Annotated in this window: 20 protein-coding genes, 1 pseudogene and 1 riboswitch; of the genes and pseudogenes, 6 read left to right on the top strand and 15 right to left on the bottom strand. The window is 62.9% G+C overall.

Going from position 1 to position 24,473, the window contains the following annotated elements; genetic code table 11:
* Positions 1 to 162 precede the first annotated feature (162 nt).
* Together priA and metK are read right to left on the bottom strand one after the other, a co-directional pair.
* Positions 163 to 2,721 (bottom strand): replication restart helicase PriA, encoded by a 2,559-nt coding sequence (priA, locus tag ACMRQN_RS01070; protein WP_418733447.1) that lies wholly within the window; start codon positions 2,719 to 2,721, stop codon positions 163 to 165.
* 132 nt (positions 2,722 to 2,853) lie between these two features.
* Entirely contained in the window at positions 2,854 to 4,119 is a 1,266-nt protein-coding gene (metK, locus tag ACMRQN_RS01065; protein WP_297151351.1) for a methionine adenosyltransferase, read from the bottom strand.
* 9 nt (positions 4,120 to 4,128) lie between these two features.
* Positions 4,129 to 4,220: riboswitch (SAM riboswitch) on the bottom strand.
* Between the two features lie 252 nt (positions 4,221 to 4,472).
* Between metK and ACMRQN_RS01060 the strand changes: the two genes are divergently transcribed.
* The 5 genes from ACMRQN_RS01060 to ACMRQN_RS01040 all read left to right on the top strand — a co-directional run bounded on the left by ACMRQN_RS01060 (position 4,473) and on the right by ACMRQN_RS01040 (position 9,988).
* Positions 4,473 to 5,840, top strand: coding sequence for a carboxylate--amine ligase (locus tag ACMRQN_RS01060; protein ID WP_418733446.1), 1,368 nt, complete (start codon positions 4,473 to 4,475; stop codon positions 5,838 to 5,840).
* Between the two features lie 12 nt (positions 5,841 to 5,852).
* Complete coding sequence (locus ACMRQN_RS01055) at positions 5,853 to 6,764, top strand: DUF1461 domain-containing protein (RefSeq protein WP_418733445.1); 912 nt, start codon at positions 5,853 to 5,855, stop codon at positions 6,762 to 6,764.
* Positions 6,765 to 6,890: 126 nt separating this feature from the next.
* On the top strand, positions 6,891 to 8,438 hold the full coding sequence (gene gltX, locus ACMRQN_RS01050; protein WP_418733444.1) for a glutamate--tRNA ligase: 1,548 nt from the start codon (positions 6,891 to 6,893) through the stop codon (positions 8,436 to 8,438).
* Positions 8,425 to 9,585 (top strand): 4Fe-4S binding protein, encoded by a 1,161-nt coding sequence (locus ACMRQN_RS01045; RefSeq protein WP_418733443.1) that lies wholly within the window; start codon positions 8,425 to 8,427, stop codon positions 9,583 to 9,585. Before gltX ends, ACMRQN_RS01045 begins: the two co-directional genes overlap by 14 nt.
* A gap of 1 nt (position 9,586) precedes the next feature.
* The gene (locus ACMRQN_RS01040; RefSeq protein WP_418733442.1) at positions 9,587 to 9,988 is read left to right on the top strand and encodes a PaaI family thioesterase; all 402 of its coding nucleotides are present in this window, start codon (positions 9,587 to 9,589) and stop codon (positions 9,986 to 9,988) included.
* 80 nt (positions 9,989 to 10,068) lie between these two features.
* Here the strand turns inward: ACMRQN_RS01040 and ACMRQN_RS01035 are convergent, their stop codons facing one another.
* Genes ACMRQN_RS01035 through mfd form a run of 3 tightly spaced genes read right to left on the bottom strand, consistent with a single transcriptional unit; the run spans position 10,069 to position 15,686 of the window.
* A complete protein-coding gene (locus ACMRQN_RS01035; RefSeq protein ID WP_418733441.1) occupies positions 10,069 to 11,058 on the bottom strand; it encodes a dipeptidase in 990 nt (329 codons plus the stop codon).
* Between the two features lies 1 nt (position 11,059).
* Positions 11,060 to 12,163, bottom strand: coding sequence for a DMT family transporter (locus ACMRQN_RS01030; protein ID WP_418733440.1), 1,104 nt, complete (start codon positions 12,161 to 12,163; stop codon positions 11,060 to 11,062).
* Positions 12,147 to 15,686 (bottom strand): transcription-repair coupling factor, encoded by a 3,540-nt coding sequence (gene mfd / locus ACMRQN_RS01025; protein ID WP_418733439.1) that lies wholly within the window; start codon positions 15,684 to 15,686, stop codon positions 12,147 to 12,149. The genes ACMRQN_RS01030 and mfd overlap by 17 nt, the downstream gene beginning before the upstream one ends.
* Before the next feature lie 309 nt (positions 15,687 to 15,995).
* On the opposite strand from mfd, the gene nth reads away from it, so the two are divergent.
* Positions 15,996 to 16,658, top strand: coding sequence for an endonuclease III (gene nth / locus ACMRQN_RS01020; protein ID WP_418733438.1), 663 nt, complete (start codon positions 15,996 to 15,998; stop codon positions 16,656 to 16,658).
* Between the two features lie 43 nt (positions 16,659 to 16,701).
* Here nth and ACMRQN_RS01015 read toward each other — a convergent pair whose 3' ends face one another.
* The 10 genes and pseudogenes from ACMRQN_RS01015 to ACMRQN_RS00970 all read right to left on the bottom strand — a co-directional run.
* Positions 16,702 to 17,433 (bottom strand): TIGR04283 family arsenosugar biosynthesis glycosyltransferase, encoded by a 732-nt coding sequence (locus ACMRQN_RS01015; protein WP_418733437.1) that lies wholly within the window; start codon positions 17,431 to 17,433, stop codon positions 16,702 to 16,704.
* Positions 17,430 to 18,251, bottom strand: a complete 822-nt coding sequence (locus ACMRQN_RS01010) for a hypothetical protein (RefSeq protein WP_418733436.1) — start codon at positions 18,249 to 18,251, stop codon at positions 17,430 to 17,432. The genes ACMRQN_RS01015 and ACMRQN_RS01010 overlap by 4 nt, the downstream gene beginning before the upstream one ends.
* A gap of 3 nt (positions 18,252 to 18,254) precedes the next feature.
* Positions 18,255 to 18,923 carry a TVP38/TMEM64 family protein gene (locus ACMRQN_RS01005; protein ID WP_418733435.1) on the bottom strand — a complete coding sequence of 223 codons (669 nt, stop codon included), beginning with the start codon at positions 18,921 to 18,923 and terminating at the stop codon, positions 18,255 to 18,257.
* 80 nt (positions 18,924 to 19,003) lie between these two features.
* Complete coding sequence (locus ACMRQN_RS01000; RefSeq protein WP_418733434.1) at positions 19,004 to 19,801, bottom strand: TVP38/TMEM64 family protein; 798 nt, start codon at positions 19,799 to 19,801, stop codon at positions 19,004 to 19,006.
* A 19-nt stretch (positions 19,802 to 19,820) separates the two neighbouring features.
* Positions 19,821 to 20,348: a rhodanese-like domain-containing protein gene (locus tag ACMRQN_RS00995; RefSeq protein ID WP_418733433.1), complete on the bottom strand. Its 528-nt coding sequence runs from the start codon at positions 20,346 to 20,348 to the stop codon at positions 19,821 to 19,823.
* Between the two features lie 221 nt (positions 20,349 to 20,569).
* Positions 20,570 to 21,079: a hydrogenase maturation protease gene (locus ACMRQN_RS00990; RefSeq protein ID WP_296061094.1), complete on the bottom strand. Its 510-nt coding sequence runs from the start codon at positions 21,077 to 21,079 to the stop codon at positions 20,570 to 20,572.
* Positions 21,080 to 21,083: 4 nt separating this feature from the next.
* Positions 21,084 to 21,515, bottom strand: a complete 432-nt coding sequence (locus ACMRQN_RS00985) for a viscotoxin-A3 (RefSeq protein ID WP_418733432.1) — start codon at positions 21,513 to 21,515, stop codon at positions 21,084 to 21,086.
* A gap of 164 nt (positions 21,516 to 21,679) precedes the next feature.
* The gene (locus ACMRQN_RS00980) at positions 21,680 to 22,378 is read right to left on the bottom strand and encodes a cytochrome b/b6 domain-containing protein (RefSeq protein WP_296061091.1); all 699 of its coding nucleotides are present in this window, start codon (positions 22,376 to 22,378) and stop codon (positions 21,680 to 21,682) included.
* 1 nt (position 22,379) lies between these two features.
* On the bottom strand, positions 22,380 to 24,044 hold the full coding sequence (locus ACMRQN_RS00975) for a nickel-dependent hydrogenase large subunit (protein ID WP_296061089.1): 1,665 nt from the start codon (positions 24,042 to 24,044) through the stop codon (positions 22,380 to 22,382).
* Positions 24,045 to 24,473 (bottom strand): annotated as a pseudogene (locus tag ACMRQN_RS00970) (hypothetical protein); the annotation flags it as partial.

Here is a 24,473-nt window from a genome sequence, read left to right as displayed (position 1 = left end):
GAAAGGTCTTTCGGTTCTTCGGCAGTCTTCTTCGATAATTTCTGGGAATCCTTTGCCACGTGATAGTCCTTTCTGGATAAGAACGCCCGGGGCTAAACCGCAACCGGGCGCAAATACACAGCGATAAAATATACCATAAATCGAGCCGAATGTGTATGAATGTCACAATAAATCGTTCGGGTCGACGTCAACGGCAACGTTCACGTCCGACTCGGGCACGCGAGCGCGAAACAGCGGGGCTATCACACGAGAAAGATCGTCCCCGGGCGGGCACTTCACCACAACATGCCAGCGGTACACGCCGCGCAGCTTCGCGAGAACACACGGGCTCGCAGGAAGGACGGACCACCCGTCCCCGCCGAAGTCGCGGATATGCGCCTCGAGCTCGGTGAACAGCCTTTCGGCAGTCGTGCGCACGGAGGGCTCGTCCTTTCCCCAGATAAGCACGTTGGCCATGCGGACGAACGGCGGGTAGAGAAGGATGCGCCGCTTCGGAAGCTCCGCGCGAAGGAACCGCTCGCGATCGTAGGTGGCGGCGGCGCGGATGGCGACGCTGTCGGCCTCGTAGGTCTGAACGAGCACGCGCCCCGGCAAGTCGGCACGCCCGGCACGACCCGCCACCTGTTCGATCAGGGAAAACGTGCGCTCGGCAGCCCGATAATCGGGAAGGTGGAGCTGCGTGTCGGCATTGATCACGCCCACGAGCGTCACATCCTCGAAGTCGAGCCCCTTCGCGATCATCTGCGTTCCCAAAAGTACAGCGGCATCAGCTCCGGCAAACTGCTCGAGGAGGCGCTCGTGGGCCCCCTTGCCGCTCGTGGTGTCGGCGTCCATGCGGATGATGGGCACACCGGGGCCAACGCCAGGCATCCCGTCGAGCAGTGCGCGCAGCTCGGCCTCGACGCGCTGGGTTCCCGCGCCGAACTTCTTCAGGTACGGGCTTCCGCACTCGGGGCAGACGGCAGGCGCGATTTCGGTATGTCCGCAATGGTGGCACACGAGCATGCGGCCGCGCTCGTGATAGGTGAGCGAGGTGTCGCACGAGGGGCAGGTGGGCACGAACCCGCAGTCGCGGCACAAGAGGAACTTCGCGAAGCCGCGCTGATTCAAGAGAAGCACCGCCTTGCGCCCGAGGGAAAGCTCGCTGCGAAGCCCCTCGACGAGCTTGCGCGAGAACATCGCGCGCGATCCGCCACGAAACTCCGCTGCCATGTCCACGACCTCGACCGTCGGCAGGGGCTTGCCGTTCGCGCGATCGGGCAGGTCGGCCTTCGTCCAGCTCCCACCCTGCTCGCAGGCATAGAGCGCCTCAATGGAAGGCGTGGCCGAGCCCATAACGAGCACGCCGCCCGAACGCTCCACCATCCAACGTGCCACCTCGCGCGCATCGTAGCGCGGGGCGGAATCCTGCTTGTAGGAACCTTCGTGTTCCTCGTCGATCACGATGAGTCCGATGTTCGAAAGCGGCGTGAACAGGGCGCTTCTCGCCCCTACCACGACGCGCGCCGCGCCGCTTTTGATGAAGTCCCACTGGTCGTAGCGCTCGCCCTGGCTCATGCGCGAGTGCATGACCGCGACCAGATCGCCGAAGCGGCCGCGAAAGCGGCCCACCGTCTGCGGCGTGAGCGAGATCTCAGGCACAAGCACGCAGGCCGTGCGTCCCTCGGCAAGCGTCTCCTCGATGGCGCGCAGATAGAGCTCAGTCTTGCCCGATCCCGTGACGCCGTCGACGACAACCACCTCGCCGCAGGCATGCTCGCGCGCACGATCGATGGCCGCAAGGGCACTTTCCTGCCCCGGCGTGAGCGCGGGCTTCGGTGAGGGAGTGAAGCCACCGGACGCGATAGGGGTTGAGGCGGCATGCGCGCCATCGGGGGTCCCCCGCATGCGACGGCGGCGAACGATGCGCACGACGCCCTTCGCCTCGAGGGCGCGCAAGGTGGACGAAATTGCCCCCATCTGGGCCGAAAGCTCGGACACGCGCAGCTCGCCCGTCCGCACTGCTGCCACGATCGCCTCCTGGCGAACGGCGTTCTTGCGCGGCTCGAACGCGGAAAGCTCAGGACCTGCGACAACCCAGCGGTCGTCCACTTCCCCAACCTTTTGTTCCGCCAAGCGCCATCGCCCATCGCGGCCATGTACCATCCGCGGGACACCCCCCGGAGGCGTGAACAGGCGAACGCAGGAGGAAAGCGGCGCGATGTAGCGGTTCGCGAGCCATTGGGCGCATGCCGCGCCCTCCTCATCGAAGTAAGGTTTCGAAAGGCCCCGAACGATTGATTTCAGCTTGCGCGCATCAAGGCCGGAAGGCCACGTTTCGTCTCCCGGGAGTCCCGCCTCGAAGACATCGATAACGAACCCCACCGCCTGGCGCTTGCCGAAGGGCACAAGCACCGCACATCCCACTTCAACGGGGTAGTCGCGAGAGCGGGGAGAAACATCATCGACGCCTGCGCCCAACCTACAGGTGCCCTCCGCCCCGCCACTCGCTAAACCGGAGCGCTCGGCCACACAGAAATCGACCTCAGAAGCGGCATCAACCGCGCCCGAACCCACAGTGCAGCCTGTGAGGACATCATCCCCAAACAGGCTCTCCATCTGGGCCGATGCGGAAGAAAAAGCGCATACCGAATCTTCCCCGTCCGCAGCGGGCAGAGCATAAGTGTAAGGCGCATCGAGCGCTTGGGTGGGAATATCGAGGATAACGGAGGCAAGTTTCATGCTGCCAAGTATAGCGAAAGCGCCGCGGGCGCACGCCCCGAATCGCCGCCTTCAGCAAAACGCCGCCTTCCCGAACCTGCGAAGGAGGGAAGGCGGCGTGAACAATCGAGAGGTTGTCGCGGGAAGGCGCAGCTAGGCGAGGCCGCACGCAGCGCGAAGCGCATCCGCGCGATCGGTTTTCTCCCAGGTGAACTCGGGAAGCTCGCGACCGAAATGACCGTAAGCAGCCGTCTTGCGATAGATGGGGCGACGCAGGTCGAGGCTGTCGATAATCGCGCCCGGACGCAGGTCGAAGACCTCGTTCACCGCACGCTCGATGTCGGCCTCGGGAACGTGCGCCGTGCCGAACGTCTCGACCATGATAGAGACCGGCTTCGCGACGCCGATGGCATAAGCGACCTGGATCTCGCAGCGATCGGCCAGGTCAGCGGCCACCACGTTCTTCGCAACCCAACGTGCAGCATACGCAGCGGAACGGTCGACCTTCGTGCAGTCCTTGCCCGAGAACGCGCCGCCACCGTGACGGCCCATGCCGCCGTAGGTGTCGACGATGATCTTGCGCCCGGTGAGGCCGCAGTCGCCCATAGGCCCGCCGATGACAAAGCGCCCCGTCGGGTTGATGTGAATCTCGGCGCCCTCGGCGAGCTCGACCCCCTCGTCAGCGAGCACGGGCTTGATGACCTGCTCGGTCACATCGCGGCGCAGCGTGGCGTTGTCGATGTCCTCGGCATGCTGCGTGGACACGACGACCTTCTCCACATTCACGGGAGCGCCGTCGACGTAGCGCACCGAAACCTGCGTCTTGCCATCGGGACGCAAGTAGGGCAGCGTGCCGTCCTTGCGCACCTTCGCCAAACGCTCGCTCATGCGCTGCGCCAGATAAATCGGCATCGGCATGAGAGTCTTCGTCTCCTTGCAGGCATAGCCGAACATCATGCCCTGGTCACCTGCGCCCACCGTCTCGTAGACGTCTTCCGCCTCGCCGTGCTGCGCCTCGAACGACTCGTCGACGCCCTGCGCGATGTCGGGCGACTGCTCGTGGATAGCGTTCAGAACGCCGCAGGTCGTGCCATCGAAGCCGTACTTCGCGCGATCGTAGCCGATCTCGCAGATGACGTTGCGTACGATGGTCGGCACGTCGACATAGGCCTGCGTGCGAATCTCGCCCGCCACGACGACCATGCCCGTCGTGGTCATGGTCTCGCAGGCGCAGCGCACCTTCGACACATCGGCGGGCTGGCCCGATGGGGAGATGTAGCCCTGTTTTTGAAGCTCGGTTTCCTTCTCGAGGATCGCGTCGAGAATCGCGTCGGAAATCTGATCGCAAATCTTGTCCGGGTGACCCTCAGTCACCGATTCGGACGTGAATAGATACGTAGAATGCTGTTCTTCGGCCATGAAGCTCCTCCTTCATCGTTGTCGGCCGGACCACCTTGGCACAACGCCAGGTTGGTGTCGGGATCGCAGAGCCAACTCTCTCCCCCGACTCTTGATAAACGGATGTTCGCGGACACAATTTGTGCGCCCTCGTTTATGCACGCGGTACTTTACCACATCGTTGTCTATTCTAATTGAGAACAAAAAAGAAACAATTCTCAACCGCAGCCGTTTCGCGGAGTTTCTCTCCGCCACCCTTCCCAATGCGTTGGGCTCATGACGGCCGCAGGCCCATCAGCATCCCGCCGCCTCGGCGGGGCCTTGCAATGCTACACTCATCACGACAGACCGACACCCCCTCGGAAGGAGCGGGCATGCTGAGCAACAACGCCTATACGCAAGAGTATTTCGACATCATGGAGAGCTTGGACGGCGACACCGAGAGCCGCCGCGCCGCCTACGATTACATGAAGAATTCCACCGCTATCGTCCATCATCAGGTAATTTCCACCTCCTTCGTACCGCGCCTCTACGATCGACGCACGCGCGAGATCATGCGCACCACGGTCGAGACGACGCACCGCATTCTTTGCAAGGTGATCGAACACTACCTCGAAGACCCCGACTACCGCACCATCTTCGACTACGACCCGCGCTTAGCCGAGCTCATCTTGGTGCCGCGCGGCTATGACGCCGTGCTCCCCTTCGCGCGCTTCGACATCTTCCTCGACGAAGAGACCGGGGAAGTCGCCTTCTGCGAGTTCAACGGCGACGGATCATCGGGCATGAACGAGAACCGCGAGATCACCAACTCGCTCGCGAACGCGAAGACCTTCCAGGAGTTCGCGCGCCGCCACAAAGTCGAGCCTTGCGAGCTCTTCGACGCCTGGGTGGAGGACTTCATCAGCATCTACCATACCTACAAGGGACGCGTCGAGCATCCCCGCTTCGCCATCTGCGACTACCTGCAAAATGGCGTCGTAGACGAGTTCCACCTGTTCGCAAAGAAGTTCGAGGAACACGGCTACCCGTGCTGCGTATGCGACGTGCGCGACCTCGCCTTCGACGGCGAGGTGCTCCACGACGCGCAGGGCCAACCCGTGCACGCCATCTGGCGCCGCTGCGTCACCAACGACGTGCTCGAGTTCTGGGACGACTCGCAGGCGCTCATCAAGGCAGTGCGCGCGCAGAAGGTGGCGCTCATCGGCAGCTTCGCCGGGCACATCGTGCACGACAAACAGATTTGCGAGGCACTTTTCCATCCGAAGACGCAGGCATTCCTCACCGACGAGGAAAACGCGTTCGTCGCGCGTACCGTCCCCAAGACGCGCTACCTCGACTCGAGCGAGATCGACCTTGACGAGGTGCGCGCGAACAAGGATGCCTGGATCGTGAAGCCGACCGACGCCTACGGGGCCGCCGACGTGTACGCCGGGTGCTTCCAAACGCAGGAGAAGTGGGACGAGATCATCGACCGCTTCGCGAACGGGGCAGCAGGCGCGCCGTTCCTGGTGCAGCGCTACATCACGCCGTACAAGACGCGCATCTTAGAGCCCGACCACGACATCGAGAGCCTCTCCGACGAGGAAGTCGACCGTGCGGGCGCTCTGTACAACAACCTGGAGGGACTCTACTGCTACAACGGGCGCTTCCAGGGCGTATTCAGCCGCCTGGGGCCCCTGCCTACCATCTCGAAGCCCATGCGCGGCATCACCGCGGCAACCATCTGGGTCGACGAGTAGGGCGGCGGGCGCATGGGCTTGGGAAACCGCATCGTGTCGGTGGTGTGCGCGATCTGCCTTGCGGTGAGCTTCGTTGCCGCCGGGTTCGTCGCTGTCGCCGTTCCCGACAACGCAACGACTTCGCTTGCCGATGCATATGCCGGGACCACCAACCCGACGACGCCGTTTTCACACGAGGAGCTTTGCGACATGGCGCTCGCGGGAAAGCGCTATACCTTTGATAAAAACGACAGATTCGCCCTCAACCAGGCCATTTACGATATCAACGCGCAAGCGGAAGCCGACGGGCGCGCACACCGCGGCTCGCTTGACACCGCCTTGTGGGGCGAGATGGCAGCGCGAGACAAGGTGAGCGGAGCCGACGCGGCAAACACTGCTTCGACCTCGCTGTTCTTCGGCCTCGCGAACACGTTCGGGGGATCTCACGACGAGGCCGACGACCTGGCGCGCATGCGCACGCTGCAGCCGAGCAGCGAGAACGTGGACATGCTGCTCGCGCAGGCGTCCGACACCTACGTGCTCGACCCCGAGGCGATCGAACACCTTGACGACGTATTCGGCGTTCTCGCGACAGCCGAACCCATCGTGCTGGGCGTATTCATCGCGGCCGTGCTCACCGCCGTGGGCGTCGGGTGCGCGAGCGGGAGAAGAACGTTCGGGATGGTTTTGCTCTGCGCGGGCTTGGGCACGATTGCGGCTTTCGCCATCTTGGGAATATGGGCCGCTATCGACTTCGAAGGGCTGTTCGCCGTGTTCCACAGCTTGTTCTTTGCGCAAGGCAGCTGGGTGTTCAGCGCCGACTCGCTGCTCATCACCATGTACCCCGAGCCCTTCTGGATCGGCATGGGAGCAATCTGGCTTGCCACGACAATCGCCGTGAGCGCCGTTTCGACAATCGCGGGCTTCGCTCTGCGCCACGCCTAGCTTCTCGCCACCTTCGCCGAGATCCCGACGTAGATTGTCGCAATACGGTGCAATCCCTGCCATCAGACGCGAAAGCGAGTATCATATGCAGGTTGAAACGACTTCCAAAAGACGAAAGAGGAATCCGTGACTGACAAACCCGTACGCGTACGCTTCGCACCCTCGCCCACGGGGCGCCTGCACGTCGGCGGCGCGCGCACCGCAATCTATAACTGGGCATTCGCCCGCGCGATGGGCGGCACCTTCATCCTGCGCATCGAGGACACCGACCCCGAACGCTCGACCGAAGAGAACGTCCAGGTCATCCTGAACGCCATGAAGTGGCTCAACCTCGACTGGGACGAAGGTCCTGAAGTCGGCGGCGACGCGGGCCCCTACTTCCAGACCCAGCGCTTCGACACCTACAAGACCGCGCTCGAGCGCCTGAAGGACCGCGGGGCGGTCTACCCCTGCTTCTGCTCGAAGGAACTGCTCGACCAGAAGCGCGCGAAGGCGGAAGCGGAGGAAGGCGGCTACGCGGGATACGACCGCACGTGCCGCGACATCGACCCCGCCGAGGCGCAGCGCCGCATCGACGCAGGTGAACCGCATGTTTGGCGCCTGAAGGTGCCGCTTGACCACGGCCCCATCGAGTTCGACGACGCCGTGTACGGGCACGTCTCCTTCCCCGCCGACGTAATGGACGACATGATCGTCGTGCGCACCGACGGCACGCCCACCTACAACTTCGCGGTCGTATGCGACGACGCGAACATGGGAATCACGCACGTCATCCGCGGTGACGACCACCTCTCGAACACCCCACGCCAGATTCTCATCTACGAGGCGCTCGGCTACGACGTGCCCACCTTCGCGCACCTGTCGATGATCTTAGGCCCCGACGGGAAGAAGCTCTCCAAGCGTCACGGCGCAGCGAGCGTCGAGGAGTTCCGCGACCGCGGCTTCCTTCCCGACGCGATGGTGAACTTCCTGGCCCTTCTGGGTTGGTCCCTCGACGGCGAGACAACGCTCATCAGCCGCGACGTGCTGTGCAGCGAGTTCTCGCTCGACCGCATCACCAAGAAGGACGCCGTGTTCGACGAGACGAAGCTCGAGTGGATGAACGGCCAGTACATCAAGGGGATGAGCGCCGGGGATTGGATCGACGCGAGCGTTCCTTGGCTTGCGCGCGCCCGTGCGGGCGTTGCGGCCGATGCCGAAATCTCCGAGGAGGAGATCCGCGAGACTGCGGCGGACATCGCGAACCGCCCCGAGTTCTACGAGAAGCTCTACCCACTCGTTGCCGAGCGCGAGACGCGCCTTGTCGACGCTGCCGACAAGCTGGCCTACATGTTCTGGGGGCCGCGCGTCGAGGTGCTCGACGAGAAGAGCGTGAAGAAAGTGCTTCTGAAGGAAGGTGCGCGCGCCGACGAGGCGCTTGCAGCCTGCCGTGCCATCCTGGCCGATGAGAGCCGCGCATGGGAGGCGGCGAGCCTCGAGGCCGCATGCCGCGAGCTTGGCGAGGAGGACGCGCTCAACATGAAGCTCAAGCTCGTGCTGCAGCCGCTGCGCGTTGCCGTCTGCGGCAACATGGTCTCCCCGCCGCTGTTCGAGTCGATCGAGCTTTTGCCGCGCGAAGACGTGCTCGCGCGCATCGACCAGGTCACCGCCGAGGTTTTCGGTGGGGACGAATAGCAACATCGAACAGGGCGCTCGCGACGTGCAATCCGCCGCGAGCGCCCCTTCCACCTTGCGCGTCGCCTTGGGAGCTCCGCGCAAGGTGATCTTTCTGCGCGACTTCTGCACGCGCCCCCAAGGCTCCAGCTGCATGAAGTGCATCGAGGCGTGCCCGAAAGGGGCCATCGCCATCGCGAACGCCTCCGCCGCCGTCGATGCACACGCCTGCACCAAATGCGGGATATGCGTTGGCGTGTGCGACGGCTTCGCAATCCCCGGCGCCTCCGTCGAGGCCGTCTTCTCGCAGATGCGCAAAATTGCGCTCACGGGCGAGAAGGTCATCCTAACGTGCTCGTATCTGCTCCCTTCAGGCTTCGCCCCAGCGGACAACGTAATCGTGCTGCCATGCCTCGCAATGCTGCCGCCCGAGCTTTGGACCTGCGCGCTCGCGCTTGGCATCGATCTTGCCGTCGCCGTCATCTTCGAGGAATGCGAAGCATGCAAGCGCACCAAATCTCAAGGGCTTGAGCGTTTTTCCTGTGCAATCGAGCAAGCAGAAGACGTCACCGAATGCACCGTGGCGTTCACCGACGACGTTCCCGAAGCGCAGGCCGCCCCGACGCTCATGCAGACGCTCGGCGACGCATCGGGCAAGGACCGCCGCGAAGCGCTTCTCAACTTGAAAGACCAAGCGGAAGACATCGCCTCGGGCGCATACCGCATGAAGCGCAACGAATCGCTGCGCGCCTTCCACGAGCAGCGCGACCACATGCTCGCCGACGAGCGCATCGGGGGCGCGGTCGGAACCCCCGAGCAAAACGCATACGCCGAGGGGGGCATGACGCGATGCTCGCTCTCTCCTCGCCAGCGGATGCTGCTCGAAGCGGCGGACGTCTCCGACGCCGTCGCCGTGCGCAAGCGCGTAATGCTCTCGACCACCGACGCCTCTCTTTGCGACAACAGCCTCGCCTGCGCGAAATCGTGCCCCACAGGCGCCCGCAGACCAAGCCCCAAGGATGGGCAACTCGTCTTCGAAGCGCGCTTGTGCATCGGCTGCGGACTATGCGCAAGCGCCTGCCCCCAAGACGCCGCAAGCCTTCGCGAGGCATATGCCGGCGAGCTGCTCCCCCAACCTGACGAGGAACAACAGAAAGAAGAAGGTTAAATTGCTCTCGGACAATCCCACGCTTGAAGAGGTGGCGAACCATTTCGCGAACGACCAGTTCGCCACGCGCGCGGCAGGCTGCACCGTCATCGAAGCGAGGCGCGGACATGCGGTCTGCGAGATGAAGCTCGCCGAAATCCACCGCAACGCAACGGGGAACGTCATGGGCGGCGCCATCTTCACGCTCGCCGACTTCGCACTCGCCATCGCCTGCAACATCGGCGAGCCCCCGAGCGTATCGGTGAGCAACACCATCGAGTACTTCTCGGCAACGAAGGGCGAGAAGCTCATCGCCACCTGCGACGTCGATAAATCGGGCCGCCGTCTGGGGTTCTACACCGTAGAAATCACCGACGACACGGGGCGGCGCATCGCAAAGATGTGCGCCACCTGCGCGAGATAGGTTGCACCCGCCCTCCCAGCGGGAAGCACGCAAGCCTTCGCAACCTTAGCGACCGTTGAGGGTCCTAAAGGGTTGCGTCCTTACTTCTCCGCGAAAAAGCGTGCGGCGTTTTCCCAGAACATCTTGCTCGCGATCTCGCCGCCGAACTCCTTTACCACGATGTCATGCAAATTCGCGACGCCCGTGCAGGGGGAAAGCCAGCGGGGCACCTCGCTGCCGTCGTAATCGCTTCCGAGCGCAAGCAGGTCTTCTCCCGCCACTTCCAGGATATGATCGATGTGGCGCAGCGCATCGTCGCGCGTGGCCTCTTCCCCACGGTCGTTCAGGAAGTCGTTGTAGTAGTTGAACCCGACGATGCCGCCGCGATCGGCGATCTCGCGCAACTGCCAGTCGGCGAGATTGCGCTTGTGCCCGCAGACGGCGCGCGCATTGGAATGTGAGGCCGCGAAGGGCTTTTGCGCGCAGCCGCACACGTCTTTGAACCCGGCGTCGTTCAAATGCGAGACGTCCACCACAATGCCGCGCGCCTCGAGCTCGCGGATGCACGTACGGCCGAACGGCGTCAAGCCATCTTCGGTGACGTTGCCGCTGCCGAGCGCATTCCGCCCGTTCCAGGTGAGCGTCACCATACGAACCCCGTCGTCCGCAATCGCGTCGAGACGTTCGCCCGCATGACCGTCGTCGGCGAGAAACGCCGCACCCTCCACCGTGAGCATGCCGGCGGTTTTTCCCGCGCCAAACGCGCATTCGGCCTCGCCTGAGGTGCGAACGGGTGCAAGCTGCTTTTCGAATTGCGCCGCCTGACCGCGGAAGAAATCGCGAATGCGCAGATAGAACGACCACGCGGCGTCGCCTCGCAGCTCGTCGGGAACGAACACGGCGAAGCACTGGCACCAGTTGAATTGCGCCGTGCGCTCAAGCGAGATGTGCGCGTCATTGGAAAGAAGCGAGCTCATACGCGCATGCGGGATGGAGCTATCGCCCTCCATGTACCCGAACGCAGCGCCTCCCGCCTCGCCGTGAAGCGCCAAACGGTCGAGCGTGTCGCAATGCAAATCGAAAACCCTCATGTCAGCCTTTCTTTTCCTGTCCCACATTCGCACCACCCGAAAGCGGTGGGCGCGCAGAACCCGTCGCAAGTTTCACGCCCTCGTCAAACGCGGGCCTTGCGCCCTCGCAGGAAGCGGGCTTCCCATCCCCGCAGGTCACAGTCTCCACGCCCATGCCGCGCAAGGGCTCCTCGTCCGCAGGCTTCTTCCCGCCCGCCGCGGACACGAGCAGGATCATCGACACCATGAGCACGAAGCCCACCCAGTCGTAAGCTGAAAACGAGGTTCCTAACCATAGCGCGGCGAACACCGTCGCGCTCACCGGCTCCATGGCGCCGAGCAGGCTGCCCGTCACGGGGCCCACGAGCGCGACGCCGTGCAGATACAGCGTGAAAGCCGCGAACGTTCCCAAAACGGCGATGGCGGTAAGGACGAGCCATCCCGTCGCATCGAGGGCGGGCACGACGACGCCACCGCTCCACACGACAGGTCCCGCCCACGCGACTCCCGCGGCAACTCCCCCGATCGCCATGCCAGCACCTGTCGTCAGGAGGGTTCCCCACACGAACATGAGATGCTTCGGGTACATGATGTAAATCGCAACGGTAATGCTGTTGACAAGGCCCCACGCAAGCCCCGCAGCGGGAAGCGCAAGATTCGACGGATCGCCTTGCGTCGCGATAAGGAAGGTTGCGAACAGGGCGAACACAAGCCCCAGCGCCTCTCCTGCGCGTGGAGGCTTCTTCGCGAGCGCGCACGCGGCGAGCATGACCCACACCGTGCCAAGCGATTGCAGCACCGTGGCTGTCCCGGCATTGGTGCAGCCAATCGAGGCGATATAGGAAAACTGGCAGGCGAAAAGCCCAAAGACGCCGAATATGACGAGGCTCCGCAGCGAGGCCCTATCGCGCAGCATCGCAAGAAAGCGCTCGCGACGCGTCGCAAGCAGCAGCACCAAGAACAGCGCACCCGAGCCGAGCATGCGGGCCGCGGTGATGAAGGAGGCGTCAATGTCGTAGTGCGCGAACAGGTACTGCGAGCACGCACCCGAGAAGCCCCAGAGCGCACCGCCCGCGAGCGCACACGCCACGCCAAAGAGGAAGCGCTCCCTATTCCCCTTCCCCACCGCTGAGCTCCTTTAAGAAATCGAGGACCGCACCGAAGAGCGCATCGCCCTCTTCAACCTTGAAATACCTGATGGGAAGCGTAAGCTTGCGCTTCTCCGCAAGGTAGCGGCCACCCGCTCGGCGAATCGGCACCATCTTGTCGCGCGGCACGGCAACCGGATCGACGATGAGCTTTCCGCCCGCGACCGTCACCGTGTTCATATGATGCTCGTTCGCGAACGCCTTCACGCGCGCCTTCGCGAACAAGTTCCTTGCCGCGGCGGGCATGTCCGGCCGCTTGGCGAGCATGTCCTGCTCGATGGCCTCGACGTCCTCCATCGTCGCCGCTGACGCGATCTTTCGGTACCACAGCACGCGCTCGTCGGTATCGGGGACGTACTCTTCCGGCAGGTAGGTGTGGCCCGGCAGGTTCACGGTGATGTCGGAGAGCGCTGGCGGCAGCCCGTCGGCGGCGCCTGCATCGCCTTCGCGCGTGGCGGCAACCGCTTGCTCGAGCATTTGCGCGAACAGGTCGAAGCCGACCGCGCTCATGTTGCCCGACTGCTCGGCACCAAGCATGCTTCCCGCGCCGCGTATCTCCAGGTCGCGCATGGCGATGCGCATGCCGCTACCGAGCTCGGTGTGCTCGTCAAGCGCGGTCAGGCGCGCCTCAGCCTCCTCGGTCAGGCTTACGTTGTCGGGGAACATGAAGTACGCGTACGCCTGCACCGACGAGCGCCCGACACGCCCTTTCAGCTGGTACATCTGAGCCAAGCCGAGACGTTGGGCGTCCTCGATCACAAGCGTGTTCGTATGCGGATTGTCGATGCCGCTCTCGATGATGGTCGTCGCCACGAGCACGTCGAGCTCGCCTGCGCTGAAGTCCTCCATCACGCGCTCGAGCTCTTCGCGCGACATCTGCCCGTGCGCGATTCCGACGCGCGCCTCGCCCGCCGCCGCCTGCACGCGCGCCACAGCATCCTCGATCGAGTGGACGCGATTGCTCACGTAGTACACCTGGCCGCCGCGCGCAAGCTCGCGCCTGATCGCGCCGGAAACGATGTCGGGGTCCCACTCCCCCACATGGACCTCAACCGGCCTGCGATCGCCCGGCGGCGTCAAGATCAGGCTCATATCGCGCACGCCCGACAGGGACATCTGCATGGTGCGCGGAATCGGCGTCGCCGACAGCGTCAGGACGTCGATCGACTCGCGCAGGTTCTTCATCTGCTCCTTGTGGCCCACGCCGAAGCGCTGCTCCTCGTCGATGATCACCAGCCCCAGGTCATAGGGGTTCACATCGCGCGAGAGAAGTCGATGCGTGCCGACGAGCACCGACACGCTGCCGTCGGCGAACCCCGCCAGCGCCCGCGATTGCTCAGCCGGCGTACGAAAGCGCGAGAGCACCTCGACCGTCACGCCGAAGGGCGCGAAGCGGTCGTGGAAGTTCGCGAAATGCTGTTGCGCAAGGATGGTCGTCGGGCAGAGGACCATGACCTGCTTGCCATCCTGTGTCGCCTTGAAGGCCGCACGCAAGGCGACCTCCGTCTTCCCGAAACCGACATCGCCGCAGATGAGGCGGTCCATCGGGCGCGAGCTTTGCATGTCGGCCTTCACATCGGCGATGGCCGCGAGCTGGTCGGGCGTCTCCTCGTAGGGGAACGACTCCTCCATCTCGCGCTGCGCTGCGGTGTCCGGGCCGAAGCTGAAGCCCTGCGTCGCCGCACGGCGCGCGTACACGTCGACCAGATCGAACGCGAGCTTTTTGGTCGCCTTGCGCGCCTTCGCCGTCGCGCGCGACCAATCCGACGTATTCAGCCTGGTGAGGCGCGGGCTTGCCCCCTCGGGACCCACATAGCGAGTCACGCGGTCGAGCTGCTCGACTGGCACGAACAGCTTATCGCCTTCCGCATACTTCAAAAGCAGATAGTCGCGCGCCGTGCCGTCGATCTCGCGCCTCACGAGATCTTCGAAGAAGGCGACGCCGTGGGCAGCGTGGACGACGTAGTCACCCGGCTTATAGGGGAAGGTCACCTCCGTGATGTCGGTCCGCCTGCGCGCGCGGGCCGTCGTCTGGGTGCCCTGGGTGTCGGAGAGCGCCACAATCGCGAGCTTCGCTTTCGGGAAGATCATTCCCAAGGGGACGTCGATGTCGACAACGTTAACGACTGACCTGCGGAGACGGCGCTTCGCCGACCCATCGCCCGAAAGGCCGTCCAACTCTGAGAAGTTCGCGTCGAGCGCCTCCTGAAAGGCGATGCCGTTGTCGACGAGCGCAAGCTCGATGTCATGTCGCGCGCGCGGCTCCGGAGCGCAAAGGGCCACCGTGTTGCCGCTCTCGACGAGATTCACCAGCCGACCGAACAGCTTGTCGGGATACCCGGCGACCTCAACGCGCTTCACGGGAAGCTCGACGTCGATCGTGCCGCCGACGCGCATGATCGACACGTACGTCGCGCGAACGCCCCCGCCAAAGTCGAGCGCGGTCGGCCCAGCGTAGAGCCCCACCACGGGAATCTTCGTCCCCTTCGCGCGCGCCTCTATTTCCTCATACGCATGCGTGGCGTCGTCGAAAAGCGAGCGCGGCTCGATAAGGCACGTCATCGTATCGGGGCCCGCCCATGCGCCGAGCGTCACCGACTTGTCGTAAAGATACGGGAGCAGCGCATCGGCGCCCTCGAAGCGAAGCCCGCCATCGAGCTTCTCGAGCATGTCGCGCAAAACCGCGTTCGATTTCGCGGGAGCTGCGATCTTCTTGTGTGCTCGGGCGATTGCCTCCACTGAACAGGAGTATTCGCGCACCGGGAATATCTCGACGCGCGAGAGCGGGGAGATGGTCTGCCCCGTCGAGGGGACGATGCGCCTGATCTCGTCCACTTCGTCTCCGAAGAAATCGATGCGCACGGGATAGGTGAGGTTGCCCGGAAACACGTCGATCGTGCCCCCATGCACGGCGAAGGTGCCCGGCCCGTCGAGCTCGCCCGTGTTCGCGTAGCCGCGATCCTCAAGTGAGCGGGCCACGTCCTCGAAAGACTCGACGCAGCAGCGCTCGCGCACAGCGCTCGGAAGCGCCGCCTCGCCTTCCCGCGCCGTGTCGGCAAGCTCGACCCCCGCCTCGAACACGAGGGGTGCTGCCACAAGGCTGTCTTTCGGCGGTATCATCCTGATGAGCGCACGGGCGCTCGCGACGACGACGCGTGGCCTGCCGCATGCGAGCGAGAAGGCGGCCTCCATACGGCGGGCGACCTTGCGGGCATCGGGCGTCTTCGGGGAGAAGGGGGTATCGGCGCGCTCGGGGAACAACAGCACGCGGTCTTCCCCCAAATAAGCTGCCATATTGCGAGCGAAGGCAATAGCGGCATCCTCACCTGCGACGACGATGAGCGTCGGGCGCGGCGAACGCGAGAACTGAGCGCTCGCGAGGAAGGGACGCGCAGATGACGCGACACCGAGCGTCGCATCGGTTCCCGCGTCGAGCTTTCCCCAAAAGTCATCCAGCGCGCCCGACTTCTCGAGCACGAACGTCAGCGAATCGATGAGCATGCGCGTCCTTCCAAGCGTCTGCAAGGCGAAACAGCCCGCAGACAACACAAAGAGCCGCATCGCGCACCTTTATGAGGGGAAACGCGAATACGGCTTCAGTTTTGATATTGTTCCCAACAGGGAATTTCCAAGTGCAAGTGTATCACAGCGGGCCTTCGCACCCCAACCGCCCATGCCCGCATCTCCCAAACCATCACGATGATTCAAAAAAGTACACGTTTCGTGCCAGAATTCGGGTTCAAGCGTGCACTCATTCCCTCGAACCCCGAAGAAGCCGCTATACTTTCAGCGGAGAGGAAAGGATGAGCCATGCCCCGTGAGACCGTCGCCGCGAAACGCGAGCGAGCCATCGAAATCGCCCGCCGAATGAATGAGCACTACCCCAAGGCGGAATGCGCTCTACATTACGCTTGCGATCCGTTTCGACTGGTCATCGCCGTGTTGCTTTCCGCGCAAACAACCGATAAAGGCGTGAACAAGGTGACGCCCGCGCTCTGGAAGCGCTACCCCACCCCCGCCGACCTCGCGTCGGCCGACGTCACCGACGTCGAAGAGATCATCCGCGCCATCGGCTTCTATCGCACGAAGGCCGCGAATTGCGTGAAGTGCGCGCAACTGGTGGTCTCAGAGTACGGTGGGGAGGTCCCGCGGGATATCGACGAGCTGCAAAAGCTTCCCGGCGTGGGAAGGAAAACCGCGAACGTCGTGCTCAACGAGGCGTTCGGAATCGTCGAAGGCATCGCCGTCGACACGCACGTCTTTCGAATCGCGCACAAGCTGAAGCTCGTCGGCCTCTCGGCCGACACGCCGGCAAAAACGGAAACCGCTCTGCTCAAGCTTTACCCGCGCGACTTTTGGGGGCCAATCAACCATCAGTGGGTACTTTTCGGGCGCGAAACATGCATCGCGCGGCGGCCCAAGTGCGAGGAGTGCTTCCTTGCCGACGTCTGCCCGAGCTGCGGGAAGAAATAGCGATTGGAGCCGCCCCGCGAGCGAAGGCTCTCCCGCAAGCACCCTACCGAACGTTGCCGTACACGAGGGCAAGCTCCTCGGGCGACGCCCCCTTCACATAGCGCGAGCGCAGGCGCGCCATGCTCACCCACGTCCTCAGACGATTGATCTCCCCATTGGGAAAACGTCGCGCTGACGTGCGTATACGATCCCTCGTCATGCCGATGGGCTCGCCGAGGCGCTTCAGGTTCAAAGCGAATTGGAAGTCCTCCATAAGCGGCACGTCGGGAAACATCCCCGCCTTGAAAAACAGGTCCCTCTCGACGAAAAGGCCCTGGTCGCCGTAGGAGATATGGCGGAACCTCACCCGCAGGTTGGACATCACCTGACACAGCATGAGCACCGGGGTCAGCTCGCTGAAGCGGATACCGAACGTCCCGACGCGCACACGCGATAAAACCTCGCCGATTTCGCGGAAGGCCCCCTCGGGAAGCACGCTGTCGCAATGGAGGAAGAAGAGCACCTCGCCCGCTGCCGCTCGCGCCCCCGTGTTGAGCGCGCCACCGCGCCCGCGTCCCTCCTGATCAATGAGGCGATAAGGAGCACGCACGCGGTCTCGCGTACCGTCGGTGCTGCCGCCGTCGACGAAGATCACCTCGCAGCGACTTCCCGCGAAATCAATGCGGTCGAATTGGTCCTGCAGCGCATCGATGGTGGACGCCTCGTTGAAAACAGGCACGATGACCGAAACACTCGCCGGACCTTGCCCGCCCTCGGCCGCCACCCGCGCACTCATCGGATCGCCGCCTTCGCCCGGTTGAGCACCGTCGTCGAAACTGTCGGCACCTCATCGACCCCCATCAGGGCCGAAAGGACGTGGACCACCCGAACGCTGCCAGCAAGGCCGCCCGAGCACTGGCGACGCGCCCGCTCGAGCTTGCCTGCGCACGAGGCGCAATACACGTACAGCACGGGCTCCTCCACGCCCGCACGGGTGCACTCGCGCGCAACCGACTCCAGCACGCGCTTCGCGGCGGCAAACGAGGCTTCAGGCTGGGAAATCTCGAAGGCGGCTCCGCAACATGCCGAGCATTCCGACACGTATACCGAAGGCTCGAGAAAATACGCCAGGTCGTCAAGCCATTCCCGATGCGCACGGTCGGGGCAGGGAACGAACAGCGCACCGGGAGTCGCAACGCGCGCGCAGTCGATGAGCCCGCGCTCCGTAAGCTCGCGCAGAAAGGCATAGATAGTGACCTGAGAAACTGACCGATCGAGCGCCTCCGCGAACGCCGAGCCGCAATTCGGGCAGAGCGGCACCACTTCGCGTGCGCCCAGACGCACCAGACGCTCCTCGACGCGCAAGAGTTCCGCTCGATATGCCTCAGGGCTTTTCAACTCCGCAAGCGGCAGGCCGCAACAATCGATAGCAAAGCTCACGTCGGGAGAGGGGCGAAGCGCGTCCTTAAGGGCCGCAAGCGTCTTCGGGAAAAACGAAGTGAAGCCGCAACCTGGGAAAACAACAGTCCCCGCGCGTGCGTGGTGCCAGTTCTTGAACACGTAGTTCGTCTTCTCGAAAACGGTCAGCTTCGAGGGAAGCGAAGACAGGCCCATCGTCTACTCTCCCCCTTCCCCATCGTTACTCGAAATCGCATTTTCCAGGCCGAAGCGCCTCTTCAGCACCACAGTCACTCCAACCACCACCGCGCCGACGCCCAAGGCGCACGCAAAGCACCACAAGCCCGACGCACCCCGAGACACACCGGCGCCGGCAAGCACGTACATCGCGGTGCCAGGAATCATGAACAGGAATGAAAACGCCGCATATGTCGCAACCTTCATATCGGTTACTCCATATGCGAAGTTTTGCAGGTTGTACGGGAACAGGGGCACAAGCCGCGTAATCGCAAGCAGGACCACGGCATTCACTCCCGTCTCCTCGAAAAGCCATCGCCTAAGATGGGCGTCGCGAAGGGCGCGCGGCCGCACCGCATCGCGCAGGAAGAATCGGCCGACGAGAAACGACAGCACCGCACCCACCGTCGTCGCCGCAACACACGCGATCGTCCCTAAAACGGGACCAAAGAGCGCCCCCGCCGCCAACGCGAACACCATGCCCGGCAGTACGAGCACCGTGCAGCCCACCACCGTGCACAGAAAGTACACCGCAAGGGAGAGCGCAAGGTTCTCCTGCACGAGCTTTTCCAGATTCGCCCACGGCCCAAACGAGGCAAGACCCGCTTCCCCACCGAGGAGAGCGCTTGCGACTACGACAAGAAGGGTCAAACAGGCGAAAACCGCCGGTTTGACCCATTTCGGAAAGGACGATGGCGAACCCTGCAGGCTCCCTTGAGAAGCGTCGAGGCTCAGCATTTGCCCTCCTGAGCACCCGCCGTGTCGTCCGCGCACGTCATATCGAGCACGTCCGCATCCTGCGAAACGTCCGTCGCCGCGCCTGCCCCCTCCTTGCCGCGTGATGCATGCTCGCGGTAGAGCTGCCGCGCCAAAACAGCGAGCGCCGCAAGCGCAAAGAGAATGAACAGGGCTGTGACCAGCATCTTTACACCACCAGTGAGCATACCGCCCACATAGGAGTACACAATCGTCGCCGGAAGCTGCCCAATGCCCGTCGCAATCATGAAGCCCTTGAAAGGCATCGAGGTCAAGCCTGCGAAGTAGCTCACGAAGTCGAACGAGACGAACGGGAGCAGACGCGCGATGAGCACGCTTTGGTCTCCATGCCGCTCGAAAAACCGCTCGATGGTCGCAAGCCCCGTTTTCGAGCACAGCTTCTCGACCGCTTCACGCCCAAGCGACCGTGCAATCCAAAAGCAGACCGCCGCGCCCGCCATGGCGCTCGTCCACGACAGAATCGCACCCTGCCACCAGCCGAACAGGTTCGCGTTCGCGAACGTCAGGATGAAAGCAGGCAGGGGTGCCGCAACCGACTGAAAGATCATCAGGGCAAACGACACCACGGCAGCCCATGCGCCATACGAGGCCATGAAATCGCGCATTTCCGCGAAGTCACCGGTCGAGAAACGGCGACACAGATCGTTCACGAATGAGTTCACGCTCGGAACAGCAAAATACGCCACAGCGGCCGCCACGACGACGACCGCGATGGCGATTCGCGATACCCAAGCGATGCGCTTGGAAGCCATACATTCCTACCTGGGAAAACTAGGCTTCGGTTGCGCCGGTCCAAGCCTTCATGCCGCCCTCGAGGGTGAACACGTTGTCCATGTTCGCGCCGATGACGGAAAGCACGTTGGTGCCGGCCTGGGCATAGCTCTTACCGGAGTAGCAGATGAGCACAAGCTTCTTGTCCGCGCCGTTCTCGGAACCAGTAGCGTCCTTAAGGGCCGCCTTCACCGTATCGACGCCGTTCTGGAAGTCGCCGCCCTTGCAAGCGTCCATGTCAGCCGCGATAGCGCCCTTGATGTGGCCCGCCTTGTAGTCATCGGCCTTGCGCAGGTCGATGAACACGTAATCGGAGGAGTCGAGGTTAGCCTCGGCATCTGCCGGGGTGATGTAGTTCATGGCGACGTCGGACTCGGGAGCCTTGACCTCGTCGGTGGCCTCAGCCTTCTGCTCGGTGGCGGCAGAATCGGACTTCTTCTCGGCGTTGTCGGAATTGCCCGAGCAACCAGCGAGGACGCCGCCCGCGAGGGCGAGAGTGCATACGACAGCGAAAACCTTCTTCATCATGGTGAAGCATCTCCTTATATTGATTTGTACGAGATTGTCAGCCTTCAAGACGACGCAGAATCGCCATGACCTAAAGCCCACCCTTGATCTGGGCACCGCGCGCAAGGCAGAAAGGCGCGAATAACTTACCCGATAATACCCGTTGCAGAATGGGCATTCGGTTGGTGAGGCCGTGGAAAATGATATCATGCGGCATTCAAATAACGCAAACGCAGCCTGCGCTATTCGGAAGCAAGCGGCCTCTTTTTCAGGTAAAAGCCGCGGCGATGCAACTCGGCGACGAGCGTTTCCACCAAAAGGGGGAGCGCCGAGCGCACAGGCTCGGTCAAATCCATCGCATACTCGGAAGGAGACATGTTGGCAACCTGCATCCCCAGGCAATAGCCCTCGGCCTCATACCCAAGAAGCGACGCGGCGTCGAAAAGGTCGACGAGCTTCAAATCGTGCAGCGAGGCCATCGCGCCTGTATGCCTGGCCATGGCGTCGGGCGAGAAACGGTACACCGTGCCCGGGGCATCGCCTGTGCCATCAACCGCATCGACCGTGATGATCACGTCGTAGCTGTCCACGTAGGGAAGCATGTCCAGACTCATGCAACCGACATCGAAAAGTCGCACATTACTAGGAACCTCATAATCGCGCAGCACGGTATCGTAGACAGCAGGCCCCACACCCTCGTCGAGCATGAGCCGGTTTCCCACGCAGAAAACGGCGGCTTTCCTCTCCCCCATGCGCTTAAGCCCCCAATCCCGGACGGATGACGAAGTTGTAGTAAGTGGCTGCGGCAATCATCACGCAGCCCACGATGACGGAGACGACAGCCCATATGCGCTGACGGGAGAGGTACTTCGCGCGCGAGACACCGTGCTCGGCAGCACGATGCGCCGCAAACGGCTGGCTCACGATGGAGAAGGCCACCATCGCCGCGGTCAGAAGCACGAACACGATCACCGCGAACACGATGGAGAGCACGCTTGGGGTCGCAAAAGCCGCGTAGAAGGTGTTATCGGCAAAAAGCCAGATCGGGTAGAACAGGATAGACGCCCACATGCCATGCGCCGGCCCCCAGATAGGCGGCAAGAAAAGCGCGCCAATGTTCACGCGCGGAACGCCCTTCAGGAACTTCTCTTCGCGGGCAATTTCCTCATCAGTGAGCTCACGTGCCATGACGACGCGCACCTCTCTCTACTCCGTCGGTTTCGAAACAATGGGATTGCGATGTGCAGCATATGCCTCGATGCGCGCGCTGCAAATAGTGCGCGCATCGCCTGCAAGCTGCGAAGATAAAAGGAGCCCGCTTTTGACGGCGGGCTCCTTCACGACGCAAACGCCTAGTGCTTCTCGGACTCGCCGAGGTCGTCCTCGCCCACGATGGTGTGGGTATCGGGGTCGTACACCAGTCCGCCATGCTCTTTCCAGAGGAACATGAGCTTGGTCGGAGCAATGCCTTCGATGTTCGCCAGGTAAACATGGATGAACATGAAGATGATGAAGATGTACATCATGAAGTAGTGAATGATGCGCATCGACATAAGACCGCCAACGAGGTTCGTGCCGGCAGCGAAGAACGGCAGGTTCATCGTCGGCACCCACAGGCACATGCCGGTGTAGAACATCACGATGATGAGCACCGGAATGAACAGGTAGGAAATCTTCTGAGGAACGCCGAGCTTTGCTCCCAGCGGATGGTCCTTCTTCAGGAACAGGTAGTACTTGATCCAGATAAGGCCCTGATGACGGTTATCCTTCTGCGGCAACCAGGTCTTGTAGTCGGTGACCTGCTTGCGCGTGCCGCCCGTCGGCGCCGTCTTCACGAAGAACGCGGCGATGATGCGGAACACGCAGTTCAGGAAAATCACGAATCCGAAGAACACGTGCATGCCGCGCGCCAGGCTCTCGAAATAAGGCCAGAACGGGAAATGGATGCAGAAACCGGTGACGATCAGGACAATCATCGCGATAAGGTTGATCCAGTGGGTGATGACGAAAACGAGAGGATGCGCCTCACGGTAGTGTGCAAGATGTGCCATCCTACTTCACCCCCCAAGGGCTCGTAACGGTTTCAAAATGCTTGCCCGTGGCAGGCTCGGTCACATGCACGGCGCAAGCGGTGCAGGGATCGAAGCTGTGAACGGTGCGCAGCGCGTTGATCGGCTTTTTGATGTCGCCGACCGGCACGCCGATGAGTGCCTGCTCGAGCGGGCCGTACTCGCCCTTCTCGTTGTGAGGAGCGAGGTTCCACGTGGACGGAATGATGATCTGGTAGCCCTGAATGCGGCCGTTTTCAACCTTCTCAGCATGGTAGAGTGCGCCACGAGGTGCCTCCCAGAGACCCTCGCCCTCGCCGGAGATGCGTGCGGGCTCGCGGAAGTACTCGCTATCGCCGCTCTTCACGGCCTCGATGAGCTCGTCGACCCATTCCTTCATGAGGCTTGCGATGTAGAGCGTCTCGACCTGGCGGATGCCGGTGCGGCCGAGCGTGGAGCCGAGCGCGTTCAGGTTGCCCGGCGCGCCGAGCGCCTCGAGCACCGCGTCGACATGCTTCACGATGAAGGGCACGTTGCGCTTGTAGGCAACGAGGATACGGGAAAGCGAGCCCGCCTCCATCGGCTTGCCGTCGTAACCCGGGCACTTGACCCAGGAGTAGCGATCGTTGACCGTGTCCGAACCGTCCTTGTAGTACTCGGTGTACTCGGGCTCGGTGGTATAGTCGGGAGACTGACGGGTTGCATCGCCCTTGTACCAGGAATGGCCCACGTACTCGGCGATCTTCGAGGTGTCGACGTCCTCGAGCTTGAGGCCGTCCTGCAGGACGCCTGCCGGCATGTAGCGCTCGTTCAAGAGCATGCTCTTGTTCTCGAACACGCCCCAAGCGATGTAGCGGCCGCAGCCCTTGCCCCAGTTGAGAGCGTCGGTGTAGTACGGCGCGAGGGCGAGCACGTCAGGAAGCATGGTCGCTTCGACCCAGTTGTACACCTCGTCGACGAGGTACTTCAGGTCATCGAGCTTGCTCGAGGTGGGAACAAACGCGGTGCCGCCAGGAACGATGGTCATGACGTGGGGCATCTTGCCGCCGAGCAGAGCCGCGATCTCGGAAGCCTTCGCCTGCATCTTGAGCGCCTCAAGATAGTGCGCAGTGAGGATGAGGTCGAGTTCTGCGGGAAGCTTGTATCCCGTGCCGTCCTCGGCGTCGAACCAGTTGCCCGAGAAGATGGACAGCTGGCCGTTGTCGGCGAACTTGGAGAGGCGCTCCTTCAAGGCGTACATGTCGCTTGCGGTGGCGCAACCCTGGGCAGCTGCCAGGTCGTACGCGTCGCCGACGTTCGCCTTCAAGGCGTTCAGCGGGTTCACGTAGTCAAGGCCGGCCAGGTTGTAGAACCACAGGATGTGGCTGTGCAGGAACTGGGCGCCCTCGATCAGGTTTCGGATGATGCGCGCGTTGTTGGAAATCTCGATGCCATAAGCCTTCTCAGCGGCGATCGAGGAGGCGTGGGCATGGGAAACCGGGCAAACGCCGCAGATGCGCTCGACAATCTGAGCCGCATCCTCGGGGGTGCGGTCCTTCACGACGAGCTCCATGCCGCGGAAGCAGCCGCCCGAGACCCACGCATCGGAGACCTTGCCGTTCTCGACTTCCATCTCGACGCGGAGATGGCCTTCGATACGGGTAATCGGGTCAATGATAGAACGGGTCATTTACTCCTGACCTCCTTCCGTATCATTTTTCTTCAGGTCGGGACGAACGCCGATGGTGTCGTAGAGGCGCTCTTTCTGGGTAAGGTTGCCAGAATTCTCCTTGCAAGCCTGCGCCTTTTCCTCGTCGGTAAGGTCGTAGGTGCCGATGGAGTTCTCGGGGTGATCCTTATCCCACTTGCGGATGGTCTCGAAGTCCGCGCCGCCGTCCATACGTCCGGTGGCCTTCATGCCGAAGCCGTGCACCACGAGCGCTGCAGCAAGGATGCCGGTAACGCCCACGGCGATGGTGGTGGGCTGCACATCCCAGTCGCCGATGTGCAGGCTGCGATGACGCTTCAGGAACGGGGTGTTGACCTCGACCCAGTTCTGACCCGGGTCGTTGGGGTTGGCCTCGCAGCATCCGATGCAAGGCGTGCCGGCCTGCACGCA

The organism is Ellagibacter sp. (assembly GCF_048412355.1).
GTDB lineage: Bacteria > Actinomycetota > Coriobacteriia > Coriobacteriales > Eggerthellaceae > Ellagibacter.
This window is presented reverse-complemented; position numbering and strand designations above follow the sequence as displayed.

What these genes read in the sequence shown, in the direction of transcription:
- priA (WP_418733447.1), bottom strand. Translation starts at nt 2,721, where the DNA reads ATGAAACTTGCCTCCGTTATCCTCGATATTCCCACCCAAGCGCTCGAT.
- metK (WP_297151351.1), bottom strand. Translation starts at nt 4,119, where the DNA reads ATGGCCGAAGAACAGCATTCTACGTATCTATTCACGTCCGAATCGGTG.
- ACMRQN_RS01060 (WP_418733446.1), top strand. Translation starts at nt 4,473, where the DNA reads ATGCTGAGCAACAACGCCTATACGCAAGAGTATTTCGACATCATGGAG.
- ACMRQN_RS01055 (WP_418733445.1), top strand. Translation starts at nt 5,853, where the DNA reads ATGGGCTTGGGAAACCGCATCGTGTCGGTGGTGTGCGCGATCTGCCTT.
- ACMRQN_RS01035 (WP_418733441.1), bottom strand. Translation starts at nt 11,058, where the DNA reads ATGAGGGTTTTCGATTTGCATTGCGACACGCTCGACCGTTTGGCGCTT.
- mfd (WP_418733439.1), bottom strand. Translation starts at nt 15,686, where the DNA reads ATGCTCATCGATTCGCTGACGTTCGTGCTCGAGAAGTCGGGCGCGCTG.
- nth (WP_418733438.1), top strand. Translation starts at nt 15,996, where the DNA reads ATGCCCCGTGAGACCGTCGCCGCGAAACGCGAGCGAGCCATCGAAATC.
- ACMRQN_RS01015 (WP_418733437.1), bottom strand. Translation starts at nt 17,433, where the DNA reads ATGAGTGCGCGGGTGGCGGCCGAGGGCGGGCAAGGTCCGGCGAGTGTT.
- ACMRQN_RS01010 (WP_418733436.1), bottom strand. Translation starts at nt 18,251, where the DNA reads ATGGGCCTGTCTTCGCTTCCCTCGAAGCTGACCGTTTTCGAGAAGACG.
- ACMRQN_RS01000 (WP_418733434.1), bottom strand. Translation starts at nt 19,801, where the DNA reads ATGGCTTCCAAGCGCATCGCTTGGGTATCGCGAATCGCCATCGCGGTC.
- ACMRQN_RS00995 (WP_418733433.1), bottom strand. Translation starts at nt 20,348, where the DNA reads ATGATGAAGAAGGTTTTCGCTGTCGTATGCACTCTCGCCCTCGCGGGC.
- ACMRQN_RS00990 (WP_296061094.1), bottom strand. Translation starts at nt 21,079, where the DNA reads ATGGGGGAGAGGAAAGCCGCCGTTTTCTGCGTGGGAAACCGGCTCATG.
- ACMRQN_RS00985 (WP_418733432.1), bottom strand. Translation starts at nt 21,515, where the DNA reads ATGGCACGTGAGCTCACTGATGAGGAAATTGCCCGCGAAGAGAAGTTC.
- ACMRQN_RS00980 (WP_296061091.1), bottom strand. Translation starts at nt 22,378, where the DNA reads ATGGCACATCTTGCACACTACCGTGAGGCGCATCCTCTCGTTTTCGTC.
- ACMRQN_RS00975 (WP_296061089.1), bottom strand. Translation starts at nt 24,044, where the DNA reads ATGACCCGTTCTATCATTGACCCGATTACCCGTATCGAAGGCCATCTC.